Here is a 14279-nt window from a genome sequence, read left to right as displayed (position 1 = left end):
GGCCACACCCCAAACCCACCCAAACCCACCAGCGGCGGCGACCACACCCCGACGCGGTGAGCGTGAACCGGACAAAGGCACTGATCGCCCCGAACGCCCCGGTGATCGACCGGAGGTCCGAGACGTCGCGGCGCCCACCAACCCGACACGCACGAACATCGGATGGATTCTGCAAGGGTCACCGTCCACCGGACGGCAGGACGATCCCGGTGCAGAGGAAACCGGCCGGCCCCGAAGGGACCGGCCGGTTCACGAGGTTCCACACCTCAGCCGAGCTGCTGGACGATGTCCGCCGCCTGGTCCTCCCACTGCGCGTACGCGAACGGGTAGGCCGAGACCTGGACGGTCTGCGCGGCCTGGGTCAGCGGCAGGTTCTGCCACCCGTCCACGTTCTTCAGCGCGGTGAAGAACGCCGTCGCGGCGTAGTCCGGGTCGGTGATCTGCTCAGGAGTGCCCCAACCGGACGACGGGCGCTGCTGGAACAGGCCCTGCGAGTCATGGTCGTTGTACGCGCCGAGGTGGCCGAGGTTGTAGAGCTTCGACTCCTGCAGCGACGTCGCGATGCCGATCACCGCGCCTCGATCACCCACACCTGTCTTCTTGGCGGCCTTGATGATCGCCTTGGCGTTGGCGAGCTGCGCGTCGTCCAGGGGGATACGCGACTGGGCGCCCTGGACACCGTACGGGACCAGTTCCTCCCGGCTCGGGTGGCCGGCCGGCAGCTTGCCGTCACGGGAACCGGTGGTCAGACCGGACTCCCCGGTGGCACCATGCCCATCCCCACCCTTGCCGGTGGCGTAGTCGATGGCGGCGATGGCGGCCTCGTGGGGTCCGATGGTGACGGGGGCGGCGACCGCGGTCGGCCCGAACGCGAGGCCACCGAGGACGGCCACGCCCACCACGCTCAGTGCGGTCTTCTGGTAAGAGTCCTTCGCGATGGCCGGGAGCCATCGAGTGAAGTCGACCTTCACGATGGTTGCCCTTTCGATCATGCGAAGCGCTCCGGGATGAGCACTCCTCGGGGGATGTCCGCACCGGAAGGGGTTTGGGCTCCGGCGGTACGGGGGACACAACCAGGTTGACGTGTCGGTCATTCCGGATACGCCCCCGTCGGGCGAGGCTGCGGCGCTGGTCACGCGGCGGAATAGGGACACCCGACCCGGCCGGTGGGCGAGAAGGCAGCGGCGCCGTCAGGGGCGTCCGGCGCGCAACTCGCATCCGCGTCCGGGTCACGCGATCGGTGAGTCGCGGACGATTTCGGCGCACTCGCCGCCCGGAGGGCGGCCGGTCGCAGCTACCGGCCGGACGGACACTTCGCGCGGAGCCGGATGATCGGCATCCTGGAGGCCGAGGTCACCCGCTTCCGGCGAAAGGCCATCCGATGAGCAGTGTGGAGTACACCGTCCGGCCGGTCGGTCGGGTCGAGTCACCGCTGACCGATCCCGACACGGCTCCGAAGCAGGGGGACGAGGGGGCACCGGAGTCCTGGCTGGTCTTCGTACCGGAGGTCGCCCCGGCTCTGCGCGACCTGCGGCCCGGCGCCGACGCGTTGGTGGTGACCTGGCTCGACCGCGCCCGGCGGGACGTGCTGACGGTGCATCCGCGCGGCGACACGTCGCGGCCGGAGACAGGCGTCTTCTCCACCCGCTCGGCGCACCGCCCCAACCCGGTCGGCCTGCACCGGGTACGCCTGCTGGCAGTCGACGGTCTGCGGGTGCATGTCGCCGACCTGGAGGCGCTCGACGGCACGCCGGTGCTGGACGTCAAGCCGGTGCTGGGCGGCCGCGCCGAGCGGTGATCCACCGCCCCGGCCGGCACGGCCGCTCCGGTCGGGCGGGGCCAGTGCCGGGACGCGGGCGCGACCGCGCGACCGGCCCCGCCGTGACCAACGGTCAGTGCCCCCGGGCGATCCACTCGTCGAGGTGCGGCGCCTCGGCGCCGACCGTCGTGTCGGCGCCGTGCCCGGTGTGCACGACCGTCTCCGGGGACAGGGTGAGCAGCCGGGACCGGATCGACTCGATGATGACGCCGAAGTCGCTGTAGGACCGGCCGGTGGCGCCCGGCCCGCCGGCGAAGAGCGTGTCGCCGGTGAAGACCGCGCCCAGGGCGGGCGCGTGGAAACTGCACGCGCCCGGGCTGTGCCCCGGAGTGTGCAACGCCGTCAGCGTCACCCCGCCCACCTCGATACGCTCCCCGTCGCGCAGCTCGCCCCCGGGTGGCACATCCGGGTGGACCAGGTCCCAGAGGACCCGGTCGTCGGGGTGCAGCAGCACCGGCGCGCCGGTGGCCCGGGCCAGCGCCGGGGCGACCCGGACGTGGTCGTCGTGGGCGTGGGTGGCGAGGATCGCGCGAACCCGGCGCTCCCCCACCAGCCGCAGGATCGCGTCCACGTCGTGCGGCGCGTCCAGCACGACACACTCGGTGTCGTCCCCGAGCACCCACACGTTGTTGTCCACGTCGAACGTCTGCCCGTCCAGGGTGAAGGTGCCGGTGGTGACCGCGTGATCGACCCGGGCCGTCACGGAAGGACCACCACCGAGCGCAGCACGTCGCCGTGGTGCATCCGCTCGAACGCCTGCTCCACCTGGTCCAACGCGATCTCCTCGGTCACGAACGCGTCGAGGTCGAGGCGCCCCTGCAGGTAGAGCTCGGTGAGCAGGGGGAAGTCGCGGCTGGGCAGGCAGTCGCCGTACCAGCTGGACTTGAGCGCGCCGCCCCGGCCGAAGACGTCGAGCAGCGGCACCTCGAGGGTCATCTCCGGGGTCGGTACGCCGACCAGCACCACCGTGCCGGCGAGGTCGCGGCCGTAGAACGCCTGCTTCCAGGTCTCCGGGCGGCCCACCGCGTCGATCACCACGTCGGCGCCGAAGCCGCCGGTGGCGGCGCGGATCGCCTCGACCGGGTCCTGCGCGGTGGCGTCGACGGTGTGCGTGGCGCCGAACCTGCGCGCCCAGTCGAGCTTGCGGGCGTCGGTGTCGATCGCGATGATCGTCGTCGCGCCGGCCAGTGCCGCGCCGGCCACCGCGGCGTCGCCGACGCCGCCGCAGCCGATCACCGCCACCGCGTCGCCCCGGGTGACCCCGCCGGTGTTCATCGCCGCACCGAGGCCCGCCATGACCCCGCAGCCGAGCAGCCCCACGGCGGCCGGACGGGCCGCCGGGTCGACCTTGGTGCACTGCCCGGCGTGCACCAGCGTCTTCTCGGCGAACGCGCCGATGCCCAGGGCCGGGGTGAGCACCGTGCCGTCGGTGAGGGTCATCTTCCGGGCCGCATTGTGGGTGGCGAAGCAGTACCAGGGGCGGCCGCGGCGGCAGGCCCGGCAGACCCCGCAGACCGCGCGCCAGTTCAGGATGACGAAGTCGCCCGGCTCGACGCCGGTGACGCCCTCGCCGATCTCCTCGACGATCCCGGCCGCCTCGTGCCCGAGCAGGAACGGGTAGTCGTCGTTGATGCCGCCCTCGCGGTAGTGCAGGTCGGTGTGGCAGACCCCGCAGGACTGGATCCGGACGATCGCCTCACCGGGCCCCGGGTCCGGCACCACGATCGTGGTGACCTCGACCGGCGCGCCCTTGCTGCGGGAGATGACTCCCCGGACCTCCTGGCTCACGCTCTTCCTCCCTGAGGTGGTGGGCCGCCGGGGTCGCCGCGACGCGGGCGGGCGAACGCTCCGCGCCGCATTCACCGCGACCGGTCTCCGTGGCACCGGCGATCGATACCCGGTGAACCTATCGCGATCTATGCATCCGGCCTAGGGGTCGCCCGGGCCTACCGGACGGCCGTCCGGGCCTTCGGGGTCGCGAGAGCGGGGCGGCGTCCGGGGACCGCGCGCCCATCGGGGCGGCCCGGCAGGTTAGCCCGCCCGATCGCAGGGTAGGCGGTGGCACGATCCGGCCTCACCGCAGGAGTGATCATGAAGATCCCACACGTGCCGCTCCGCGCCAGCATCGGCGCGTTCATGCTCAACTCGGGGTTGACGAAGCGGGGCATGGAGGGGGAGGCCGCGCAGGCGACCCATTCGATGGCCGTCGGCGCCATCCCGCAGCTGCAGCAGATCCCGCCGGACCGGTTCGCCAAGCTGCTGTCGTACTCGGAGGTGGCGTTGGGGGCCGCGCTGCTCGCCCCGTTCGTCCCGTCGACGCTGGTCGGGCTCGGGCTCACCGCCTTCGGCGTCGGGTTGATGCAGCTCTACGTGAAGACGCCGGGACTGCGCAAGCCGGGCACCGTGCTTCCCACCCAGGCCGGCATCCCGTTCGCCAAGGATTTCTGGCTGGTCGGCGCGGGCCTGACCCTCGTGCTCGACGACCTCACCCATCGCAAGCGGTTCGGACGCTGAGACCGCTGCTCCTCGCCGCTGGCGGTCATTCCCCCGCCGTGACCACCACGGCCGGACCGGGGCGCGCCGACGCCTCGGCGGCGAGCCGGCGGCGGGTCGCGTTGCGGTGCCGGAACACCTGTACCGCGCCGAGCGCCCAGAGCAGGTACTGCAGTGCGAAGGCCCACCGGAACGCCGCGAGGTCGGGACTCTCCTGCCCGGCCGGGGTGGCGAGGTCGAGCACGACGCCGACGGCGAGCACCAGCACGATCGAGGCGACGAAACCACCCACGTTGACGATGCCGGTGGCGCTGCCGATGCGGCTGGCCGGGTTGAAGGTACGCGCGTAGTCGAAGCCGATGATCGACGCGGGACCGTTGACCGCCAGCACCAGCACCAGCGACGCCAGCAGCCAGTGCGGCGCGGGCCCGGGCCAGGCGAGCACCGCGGCCCAGGCCGTCGCGGTGGCGGCCACGACGGCGAAGACCAGCACCGAGCGGCGGTACGGGTGCCGGGCGCACAGGTGGGCGAGCACCGGCCCGACCAGCAGGCCCGCCACCGTCATCAGGGTGAGCAGGGAGGCCGCCGTCGTCGGCGTGAGGCCCTGCCCCTGTACCAGGAACGGGTACCCCCAGAGCAGCGCGAAGACCGAGCCGGAGAACTGGGTGACGAAATGCGTCCAGAGCCCGAGCCGGGTGCCGGGCTGGGCCCAGGCGGCGGAGAGTTCCCGGCGGACGGCGGCGAGCCGGGGCGGCGGCCCGGCGAGGGTCTCCCGGTGCGGGGTGTCCCGTACGGCCACGAGTACCAGGAACACGACGCTGGCGCCGAGCGCCGCGGCGACGAGGAACGCCGGGGTCCAGCCGAAGTGGTGCAGCAGCGCCACCAGGGGCACGGCGCCGAGGACGGCGCCGAGCTGCCCGAAGGTGCCGGTGAGCTGCACGACGAGCGGGTTGGTGCGGCCGGGGAACCAGAAGGTCACCAGGCGCAGCACGCTGATGAACGTCATCGCGTCGCCGAGCCCGACGAGGATCCGGGCGGCCACGGCGAGCCGCACGTCGGTGGCGAGGGCGAAGCAGAGCTGCCCGGCGACCATCAACGCGCCGCCGGTGACCAGCAGCCGGCGCGAGCCGAACCGGTCGAGGAGCACCCCGACCGGAACCTGCATCGCGGCGTACACGGCGAGTTGGGCCACGGAGAACGTCGCCAACGCGGAGGCGTTGATGTCGAAGCGGTGGGCGGCGTCGACTCCGGTGACGCCGAGGGAGCTGCGGTGGAAGACCGCGGCGATGTACGCGGCGAGGGCCACGCCCCACACCAGTACGGCCGACCGGCGGCGGGCGGGAACGGTGGCGGTCACCGCGACGCCCGCGGCACGGCCGCCGGGTCGACGTCGCTCACGACGGTGGCCGGCGGGCGTCCGGGGCACCGACGAGCGACGTCCGCCCCGGATCCGGCGCGGCGGCCCCGGACCCGCTCGGCACGGCGCGGCTCGGCGGAGGGACAGGTCATGCTCCCATCCTCGGCCGGGCTCCGCGCCTGCTCGGGGCCGGTCGCCGGCAACGTGGCGTGGGCCACCGGCCGCTCCGCAACGCCGCCTCACGGTGTCGCCCGCCACCCGGACCTGCGGGGTGGGGCAGCCCTGACGGACTGCCCCACCCCGGTCGTGCTCCCGGTCGACGGGTCGTCCGGCCGGGTCACCGGCCGCCGGTCGGCTCAGAAGCCGAGTACGCCCCGCCCGCCGACCACGGGCAGCCGCAGCTCGCTGTCGTTCGGCGCGACCCGCAGCTTCGTGCCGCCGTTGGGCAGCAGGGTGTACTCCTGGTCACTGGAGAAGACGACCACGCCGATGCGGTGGCCCGCCGGGAAGATGTAGTCCTTCGGCTCCAGGGTCCACCGGAGGTCGTACAACTTGCCCTGCTTGAGCCGCTCGGTGCGGGCCGCGCTCTTGCGGTTCTGCGGGTCCATCCAGCCGCGGGTCACCACGGTCGGCGCGGCGGTCGAGCCGGCCGTGCCGTAGTCGACCAGGTAGACGGTGAGGTTCGCGTCCGGCTTGTTGTCGATCGCCATCCGCAGCCGCATCTCCGGCCGCCCGGAGATGCGGACCTCCCGCTCGAGCGCCGGGGAGAGGTACGCGAGGCGGTTCGGGCTCGCCGCGTCCGGGCCGGCCACCAGGGTGTCCGGTCCGATGGTGCGGCCCTCGTCGACGAAGCTCTGCTCCACCTTGGCCTTTGGCCGCTTGCCGGTGGTGAGCGTGCCGGGCTGGCCGGCGTCGGTGGCGGCGAGCTTCACCGCGACCTCGCGTGCGGCCGGGTCGGGCCAGTTGGCGTACGTGGTGTAGACCCGGTCCTCCCGCTGCAGCACGGCGGTCGGCTCGTCCATGATCCCGTTCTGCACGTTCCACAGCCAGTAGTCGAACCAGCGGTTCTCGGTCTGCTTGTACGTCCAGGTGCGGCCGTCGGGCAGGGTCACCGACGCGTTGCTGCCCGGACCGCCGTGCCCGCCCTGGTGCAGCCAGATCTTGCGCGGGACGTCGCGCCTGGCGAGCTGGTCCCACCAGCCGGCGAAGTGCTCGGTCTTCACGTTCCAGTCGTTGAGCCCGTGCACGACGAAGACGCTCGCGTGCACGTTGCGCGCGTCGAGGTAGTCACGGTCCGACCAGAACTTCGTGTAGTCGCCGGTGACCCGGTCCTGCTCCTCGGTGAGCTTCGCGATCTCGTCGGCGCAGGGGCCCTCGGCGCGGGTCTGCCCGGCGGTGAACTGGGCGAGGATGTCGGTGTCCTCACCCTGGTAGGTGCCGGGTGCGACGACCAGGCCGTTGGCCCGGTAGTAGTCGTACCAGCTGCTGATCGCGGAGACCGGCACGATGGTCTTGAGGCCCTTGACGCCGGTGGTGGCCACCTGGTTGGGCAGGGTGCCGTTGTAGGAGACACCGGTCATGCCGACGGCGCCGGTGGTCCAGCCGGCGGTGACCGGGGCGCCGCTGGCGTCGTAGCCCTTCGCCCGCCCGTTCAGCCAGTCGATGACCGCCTTGGTGCCGAGCGTCTCGGCCTGGTCGCCGCTGGTCGGGCAGCCGTCGGAGTCGGCGGTGCCGACGCTCTGGCCGAGCACCACGGCGTAGCCGCGCGGCACGTAGTAGTCGTCCAGCGAACCGGGCAGGTTCGCCTTCGCCTCCGCGCGCTGGACGCCCAGGTCGAGCGCCCGCAGGCCGGAGCGACGGGTCTGGCCGTTCTGCGGCAGGTCGTCGACGAGGACGCTCGGGTACGGCACGTCGCCCCAGGTGTCCTTGCGGTACGGGCTGTGCTCGAAGATGACCGGCACCTTCATCCCCTGGGTGGCGGTCTCCCGGGGGCGGGAGATGTCGATCGCCACCCGGTCGCGGTGCCCGTCGTGGTCGGTGTCGACGGGGGTCTGCACGTACACCCGCTCCTCGATCGCGTCGGCGAGCGAGAAGACGGGCTGGGTCATGCCGTCACTGACGACGATGCCGGGCGGCGGGGTCGCGGACCGCGCCGCGGCGCTCGCCGGGGCGGCGCTCAGGAGCAGCGCGCCGGAGACACCGACGCCGAGTAGCAGTACATGGGGAGATCGACGCACTCGCGTCTCCTTCGGTCGGGCTGGCGGCCGGGTTCGGCCAGGGGTGGATGCCGAAGATCCATTCATCCCCATGCTAGGGACGCTCGGCGTTCCCGTCGATGACCATCAATCACCCGAAACCGGTCTCACCCGGGCGGGCCGGCGCGGTGCGGCAGCCCGTCGGAGTCCACTGCGTACCTGCGACCCGGCCAAGCCGGAAGAACCGGTAGCGGCCAGGCCACGGCCGGCACGGACGCGAACTCGGCCCGCGCCGCCGGGACTGCTGGCTATCGTGTGGACGACGGCCGGCCCGAGGAGCGTGTGTGACGCAGACCCGCTCCGTACGCCCGTGGTACCGGCGGATGACCGGGCGGCGACGGGACGAGCCGCACCGCACCTCGACCCCGCTGGAGCTCTTCTTCGACCTCTGCTTCGTGGTGGCCGTGGCGCAGGCCGCCGACAGCCTGCACCACGCCCTGTCGGAGGGGCACATCGGCCTCGCGGCCGGGCACTACCTGATGGTCTTCTTCGCCATCTGGTGGGCGTGGATGAACTTCACCTGGTTCGCCTCCGCGTACGACACCGACGACGACGTCTACCGGGTAACGACGCTTGTGGAGATCGCCGGCGCGCTGATCCTGGCGTCGGGGGTGCCGCGGGCGTTCGCCGAGGGCGACTTCACCACGATCACCCTCGGGTACGTGGTGATGCGGCTCGCCACGATCGTGCAGTGGACCCGAGCCGCGGCCGGCGACCCGGCGCACCGGCCCGCCGCGCTCAGATACGCCGGTGGGGTGTTCGTGGTGCAGGTCGGCTGGCTGCTGCGGCTCGCCCTGCCGGACGGCTGGCAGATCGCGTCCTTCCTGGTGCTGGTCGTCGCCGAACTGCTGGTGCCGGCGGTGGCGGAGCGGCCGGGGATGACCCCCTGGCACCCGCGGCACATCGTCGAACGGTACGGCCTGTTCACCCTGATCGTGCTCGGCGAGGTGGTGCTGGTGACCTCCGTGGCGATCCAGACCGGACTGGACGCGGGTGAACATCACCTCTGGTCCCTCGCCACGGCCGGCACGGTGATCGTGTTCGCGCTCTGGTGGCTCTACTTCGACCGTCCGGTGGAGATCGCCAGCGAGCTGCGCCGGGCCCTCTTCTGGGGATACGGCCACTACCTGATCTTCGCCTCGGTCGCCGCGGTCGGCGCCGGCCTGGCCGTGGAGGTGGACCACGAACGCGACGGCGCGCACATCTCCAACCTGACCGCCGGGTACGCGGTGGCCGTGCCGGTGGCGGTCTACGTGGTGACGCTCTGGGCGCTGCACGTGCGCCGCCGGCGGCACGGGTGGCTGACCGCCGCCTTCCTGGCGACGGCCGCCCTGGTGCTGCTCACCCCGCTCGGGCCGGCGCCGGCGCACATCGTGGCGGTCCTGCTCTTCTGCCTGGTGGCGGTCACCGTGCTGGTCCGGCGGCTGACCTCCACGCCGGACAACGCCACCGCAAACGACGGCGCGGGTCCGCGTGACGCGGATGAGTGAGCCGGTCAGCTGAACGCGACGCCCCCTACACATCCGGTATGGGGCGCGACCGCGCTCACCTAGGCAGAATTGGGTCATGTCTTGCCGTCGATGGCTGCTCGCCGACCAGCTCGGGCCCCACTTCCTCGACGACTCCGACCAACAGGTGCTGCTCATCGAGGCGCGGGAGCTGTTCCGGCGGCGACCGATGCACCGGCAGAAGGCTCACCTGATCCTCTCCGCGCTGCGACACCGCGCCGCCGAACTGGGAGACCGCGCGCTGCTGCTGCGTACCGGCACGTTCCGGGAGGCGTTCGACCGGCTCGCCGAGCCGGTCGAGGTCTGCCATCCGCACTCGCGCGCGGCGATGCGCTTCGCCCGGTCCGTGCCCGGCCTGGCCGTCCTGCCGGCACGCGGGTTCATCACGAGCCCGGCGGACTTCGCGGCCTGGGCCGAGCAGCAGCGCGGCCCGTTGCGGCTGGACGACTTCTACCGGCACGCCCTGCGCCGCCACGATGTGCTCTCCGCCCCGGCCGGGGACGTGTCGACCCGCCGTCCGCCCCGCGCGACCGACGCGACCCGGCCGGTGCCGCCACCACCGCCGGTCGTCGAGGACGACATCGACGCGCAGGTGCGGCACGATCTCGACAGGTGGGCGGCCGACGGGGTCCGGTTCGTGGGCCGGGACGGCCCCCGCCGCTTCCCGGCCACCCACGCCGAGGCGGAGGCCCGGCTCGCGCACTTCCTCCGCCACCGGCTGCCCGAGTACGACCGGTACGCCGAGGTGATGAGCGCGCACGACCCGCTGCTGGCGCACAGCGGCCTCTCCTCGTCGTTCCACCTCGGCCTCCTGGACCCGCGACCGGCCGTCCGGGCGGCGGAACGGGCGTGGCGCGACGGGCCCGCCCCACGGGCGGCGGTGGAGCTGTTCATCCGGGGGCTGCTCGGCTGGCGCGAGTTCCTCTGGCAGCTCTACTGGTACGTCGAACCCCGGCTCCGGGGCGCCGGTTGGCCGGCCGCCACCGAACCCCTGCCGCAGTGGTTCGCCGAGCTGGACGCGGACGCGGTCGAGGCGCGCTGCCTCGCCGACGTGCTCGCCACGGTGCGGGACACGGCGTTCACCCACCACGTGCCCCGGCTGCTGGTGCTCGGCAACTACGCGCTGCAACGCGGCTGGCGGCCGGCGGAGCTGGTCGACTGGTTCCAGCGCTCGTTCGTCGACGGCACGGACTGGGTGATGAACGCGACGGTGCTCGGCATGAGTCACCACGCCGAGGTGTCAGCGGTGGAGACCCGCCCGTACGCGGTGGACGGCACGTACATCGACGAGATCAGCGACTACTGCGCCGGTTGCCGGTACTCGCCGGAGCGTGCGCTCGGGGATCTGGCCTGCCCGTACACCGGCGGGTTCGAGATGTTCCTGCACCGCAACCGGGGGCGGCTGGTCGACGACCCGCGGCTCGCCGCGGAGCTGATCCGCCGTGACGAGCCGGAGCACCGGGACGCGGTGCTGGCCCAGGAGGAGAAGCGGGGCAGCACCGCGCCCTGAGCGGTCAGCCGCCCGCGGTGGACGCGCCGTCGGGGGCGGAGCCGGTGGCGGTCATCCACCGCTCGCCGGCGGGCACGGAGACGCCCCAGAAGTCGAGCAGGAGCCGGTGGAACTCCTCGGCCCGCTCGATCTGCGGCAGGTGCCCGCAGTCGGGGAAGAGATGGGTGCGGGCCGCCGGCAGCGCGGCGCGGGCGGCCTCGAGGTGGGCCGCCGGCAGGACCCGGTCCCGCTCGCCCCAGACCACCAGCGTGGGCACCTCCAGCTCGGCCATCCTGGCGAGCAGGCGTGCCCGCCACTCTTCGCGGACGCCCTGGTACCGGCCGAGGCTGCGGGCGGTCTCCAGCATCACCCGGGCGGTGTACGGCAGGCGGGCGAGCTCCAGCGCGTGCGCGATCCGCTCCGCGGTGGCGAACGCCGGGTCGTGGAAGAGCGCGAGCTCCGTCCGGCGGACTGCCGCCCGGCTCGGGAGGAGCATCATCCGGCCGAGCGGGCGCAGCGTGAGCAGCCGCAGCGCGAGGGTCACCTCCCGGCCGAAACCGGCGCTGCCGACCAGCGCGAGGCTCGCGACCCGGTGGCGTTCGGTGACGGCGAGCTGCATGGCGATCGCGCCGCCGAGCGAGCTGCCGACGAGGTGCGCCGGCCGGTGCACGCCCACCGCGTCGAGGTACCGGCCGACGAACCGGGCCAGCGACGGCAGGTTGTACGGGTCGACCATGGGCAGCGACCCGCCGTAGCCGGGAAGGTCGACGCTGTGCACCCGGAACCGCTCGGCGAGCAGGTCGTGCTGCTCGGCGAAGTCGCGCATGCTCCGGCCGATGCCGTGCAGCAGCACCACCGGCTCGCCGACGCCGTCGATACGGTGCCGTACCCGCCGGCCGGCGACGGTGACGTGCCGCGGCCGCTCTGCCGTGGTCATGTCGCCTCCCTCGTTCTCTCGCCCGCGGGCTGCTCGACGCGGCGCTGGGCGGGCACACCAGACGCCGGTGACGTGGGGGGCGGCGACCCGCCCGGCCGGGCCGGCGGGGCGGCGCGGCGGAGACCGAGCGCGAGGACCCGGCCGTACGAGGCGGGCGCGACCCGGGCCAGCAGGTCGGGCAGCTTCGCGGACCAGCCGATCAGGACCCGGCCGCGGCGGCGGGTCACGGCGCGCAGGATCACCTCGGCGGCGGTGGCCGGCGCGATGGTGAGCAGCTTCTCGAACTGGCGCAGGCCGCGCTCGTGCTCGGTGCGGTCGACGCCGCTGCCGACCCGGGCGTTGGCGGCGATGCGGGTGTTGATCCCGCCCGGGTGTACGCAGGTGACACCGATGTGGTCGTCGGCGAGCTCGTGCCGCAGCGCCTCGGTGAACCCGCGGACGGCGAACTTGCTCGCCGCGTACGCGGCCTGCCCGGCGGGGGCGATCAGGCCGAAGAGGCTGGAGATGTTGACCAGGTGCGCGCCGGGCTCGGCCTTGAGCGCGGGCAGCAGCTGGTGGGTCAGCTGCACCACCGCCCGGAAGTTGATGTCGACGACCCAGCTGAACTCCTCGAGGGTCACCTGGTCGAACCGGCCGCCGAGGGCGACCCCGGCGTTGTTGATCAGCAGCCGGATGCGCGGGTGCCGTCGCCGGATCTCGGTGGCGACCCGGGCCGTCGCGGCGGCGTCGGCCAGGTCGACGACGTGGGTGTCGACCTCCAGCTCGGGGTGGGTGCTGTGGAGGGCGGCGACCACGGCGTCGAGGCGCTCGGCGTCCCGGTCGAGCAGGACGAGACGACTGCCGCGGCGGGCGAGCCCGTGGGCCAGCGCCGCACCGATCCCGCTCGCGGCGCCGGTGAGCACGGCCGTGCCGGCGGCGAAGTCGAAGCTACGCACGTGTCGCGCTCCTCTCCGGACTGCCCGCGCGGGAGAACCGCACGCCCTCGTCGTCGAGCCGGCCGTGCCGCAGCAGCAGCACGTCGCGGGGGTAGTTCTGGTGCAGCCGCCAGGGCGCGGATCGGCCCTGCTTGGGCAACGCGTCCAGGCTACGCAGCACGTACCCGGAGCGGAGGTCGATCAGCGGCACCCGCCCGTCGTCCGGCGGTGGCTGCGGGGTGACGATCTGCGTCCCGGTGCGGTCCAGGTGCCGCAACAGCCGGCAGACGTAGGTGGCCACCAGGTCGGCCTTCAGCGTCCAGGAGGCGTTGGTGTAGCCGATGGTCATGGCGAGGTTCGGCACCCCGGAGAGCATCATGCCCTTGTAGGCGACGGTCCGCGCGAGGTCGACCTCGACGCCGTCCACCCGCAGCGTCGTCCCGCCGAGCGCGAGCAGGTTCAGCCCGGTGGCGGTGACCACGATGTCGGCGGGCAGCTCCTCTCCGGAGGCCAAGCGGATGCCGCGCTCGGTGAACGTGTCGACGGTGCCGGTGACCACCGAGGCCCGGCCGGACCGGACGGCGGCGAAGAGATCACCGTCGGGCACGATGCAGAGCCGCTGGTCCCACGGGTCGTAGCGGGGCGAGAAGTGCCGGTCCACGTCGTAGCCGGCCGGCAGGTGCGCCCGGGCGGATCGCCGCAACACCCTCTTCATGAGGGCGGGGGCACGTCGGCTGAGCTGGAAGTTGGCGGTGGCGAGCAGGACGTTCTTCCAGCGGACCACCGGGTGGACGGCCTTCGCCGGCAGCCAGCGCCGCAGCGCGTCGGCGAGCGCGTCCCGCGAGGGCAGCGCGAGGACGTACGTCGGCGAGCGCTGGAGCATGGTCACGTGCGCCGCCCGGTCGGCCATCGCCGGCACCAGGGTGACCGCGGTGGCGCCGCTGCCGATCACGACGACACGGCGGCCGGTGTGGTCGAGGTCGGCGGGCCACTGTTGCGGGTGGACGAGCCGGCCCGCGTAGCGCTCGACGCCGGGCAGAACCGGGGTGTAGCCGGCGTCGTAGCGGTAGTAGCCGGCGCAGACGTGCAGGAATCCGCAGGTCAACACCACAGTCTCGGCGGTGTCGTCGCGGTGGGCCCGGACCGTCCAGCGCGCCGTGGCGCTGTCCCACTCGGCGCTGACGACGCGGTGCCGGAAGCGGATGTGACGCTCGATGTCGTACTCGCGGGCGGTGTCGCGGACGTACTCGCGGATGGAGTCGCCGTCGGCGATCGCCTTGGGGTTCGTCCAGGGTTTGAAGGAGTAGCCGAGAGTGAACATGTCCGAGTCGGACCGGACGCCCGGGTAACGGAACAGGTCCCAGGTGCCGCCGATGGCGTCGCGGGCCTCCAGCAGCGCGTACGTCTTGTCGGGACAGTCGCGGCGCAGGTGGCAGGCGGCGCCGATTCCGGACAGCCCGGCGCCGACGATGAGCACGTCGACGTGATCGCAGGCCAAGGCAGCTCC

12 protein-coding genes are annotated in these 14279 nt (G+C 73.1%); 4 read left to right on the top strand and 8 right to left on the bottom strand.

Translation table 11 applies throughout. The features are described from left to right. Positions 1-266 precede the first annotated feature (266 nt). On the bottom strand, positions 267-971 hold the full coding sequence (locus E1211_RS11455; protein ID WP_132348240.1) for a hypothetical protein: 705 nt from the start codon (positions 969-971) through the stop codon (positions 267-269). A 410-nt stretch (positions 972-1381) separates the two neighbouring features. Here E1211_RS11455 and tsaA point away from each other — a divergent pair, with 410 nt between their 5' ends. Continuing rightward, positions 1382-1798: a tRNA (N6-threonylcarbamoyladenosine(37)-N6)-methyltransferase TrmO gene (gene tsaA, locus E1211_RS11450; protein WP_132348234.1), complete on the top strand. Its 417-nt coding sequence runs from the start codon at positions 1382-1384 to the stop codon at positions 1796-1798. Between the two features lie 94 nt (positions 1799-1892). On the opposite strand, the gene E1211_RS11445 is transcribed toward tsaA, so the two are convergent. Together E1211_RS11445 and E1211_RS11440 are read right to left on the bottom strand one after the other, a co-directional pair. Next, the gene (locus tag E1211_RS11445; RefSeq protein WP_132348232.1) at positions 1893-2522 is read right to left on the bottom strand and encodes an MBL fold metallo-hydrolase; all 630 of its coding nucleotides are present in this window, start codon (positions 2520-2522) and stop codon (positions 1893-1895) included. Then, positions 2519-3607, bottom strand: coding sequence for an S-(hydroxymethyl)mycothiol dehydrogenase (locus tag E1211_RS11440; protein WP_132348230.1), 1089 nt, complete (start codon positions 3605-3607; stop codon positions 2519-2521). The genes E1211_RS11445 and E1211_RS11440 overlap by 4 nt, the downstream gene beginning before the upstream one ends. A gap of 303 nt (positions 3608-3910) precedes the next feature. Between E1211_RS11440 and E1211_RS11435 the strand changes: the two genes are divergently transcribed. Then, the gene (locus E1211_RS11435) at positions 3911-4333 is read left to right on the top strand and encodes a hypothetical protein (RefSeq protein WP_132348229.1); all 423 of its coding nucleotides are present in this window, start codon (positions 3911-3913) and stop codon (positions 4331-4333) included. 25 nt (positions 4334-4358) lie between these two features. On the opposite strand, the gene E1211_RS11430 is transcribed toward E1211_RS11435, so the two are convergent. Together E1211_RS11430 and E1211_RS11425 are read right to left on the bottom strand one after the other, a co-directional pair. Continuing rightward, positions 4359-5669 carry a nitrate/nitrite transporter gene (locus E1211_RS11430; RefSeq protein ID WP_207915337.1) on the bottom strand — a complete coding sequence of 437 codons (1311 nt, stop codon included), beginning with the start codon at positions 5667-5669 and terminating at the stop codon, positions 4359-4361. Positions 5670-6025: 356 nt separating this feature from the next. Then, a complete protein-coding gene (locus tag E1211_RS11425) occupies positions 6026-7906 on the bottom strand; it encodes a Xaa-Pro dipeptidyl-peptidase (RefSeq protein ID WP_132348227.1) in 1881 nt (626 codons plus the stop codon). Between the two features lie 302 nt (positions 7907-8208). Between E1211_RS11425 and E1211_RS11420 the strand changes: the two genes are divergently transcribed. Together E1211_RS11420 and E1211_RS11415 are read left to right on the top strand one after the other, a co-directional pair. Beyond that, positions 8209-9414, top strand: a complete 1206-nt coding sequence (locus tag E1211_RS11420; protein WP_243709500.1) for a low temperature requirement protein A — start codon at positions 8209-8211, stop codon at positions 9412-9414. A 76-nt stretch (positions 9415-9490) separates the two neighbouring features. After that, positions 9491-10942 carry a cryptochrome/photolyase family protein gene (locus E1211_RS11415; RefSeq protein WP_132348225.1) on the top strand — a complete coding sequence of 484 codons (1452 nt, stop codon included), beginning with the start codon at positions 9491-9493 and terminating at the stop codon, positions 10940-10942. Between the two features lie 4 nt (positions 10943-10946). On the opposite strand, the gene E1211_RS11410 is transcribed toward E1211_RS11415, so the two are convergent. Genes E1211_RS11410 through E1211_RS11400 form a run of 3 tightly spaced genes read right to left on the bottom strand, consistent with a single transcriptional unit; the run spans position 10947 to position 14270 of the window. Then, complete coding sequence (locus E1211_RS11410) at positions 10947-11858, bottom strand: alpha/beta fold hydrolase (protein WP_132348223.1); 912 nt, start codon at positions 11856-11858, stop codon at positions 10947-10949. Next, positions 11855-12793 (bottom strand): SDR family oxidoreductase, encoded by a 939-nt coding sequence (locus E1211_RS11405; protein ID WP_132348221.1) that lies wholly within the window; start codon positions 12791-12793, stop codon positions 11855-11857. Before E1211_RS11405 ends, E1211_RS11410 begins: the two co-directional genes overlap by 4 nt. After that, positions 12786-14270, bottom strand: coding sequence for an NAD(P)/FAD-dependent oxidoreductase (locus tag E1211_RS11400; RefSeq protein ID WP_132348219.1), 1485 nt, complete (start codon positions 14268-14270; stop codon positions 12786-12788). Before E1211_RS11400 ends, E1211_RS11405 begins: the two co-directional genes overlap by 8 nt. Positions 14271-14279: the final 9 nt, after the last annotated feature.

The sequence above is a fragment of the Micromonospora sp. 15K316 genome (assembly GCF_004348525.1).
In the GTDB taxonomy this organism is placed as follows: Bacteria; Actinomycetota; Actinomycetes; order Mycobacteriales; family Micromonosporaceae; genus Micromonospora.
Note: the sequence above shows the minus strand (reverse complement) of the source record. Positions and strands in the feature narration are given on the sequence as shown.

Excerpts from the sequence above, each read along its gene's own strand:
- tsaA (WP_132348234.1), top strand. The coding sequence starts at position 1,382 with ATGAGCAGTGTGGAGTACACCGTCCGGCCGGTCGGTCGGGTCGAGTCA.
- E1211_RS11435 (WP_132348229.1), top strand. The coding sequence starts at position 3,911 with ATGAAGATCCCACACGTGCCGCTCCGCGCCAGCATCGGCGCGTTCATG.
- E1211_RS11415 (WP_132348225.1), top strand. The coding sequence starts at position 9,491 with ATGTCTTGCCGTCGATGGCTGCTCGCCGACCAGCTCGGGCCCCACTTC.
- E1211_RS11410 (WP_132348223.1), bottom strand. The coding sequence starts at position 11,858 with ATGACCACGGCAGAGCGGCCGCGGCACGTCACCGTCGCCGGCCGGCGG.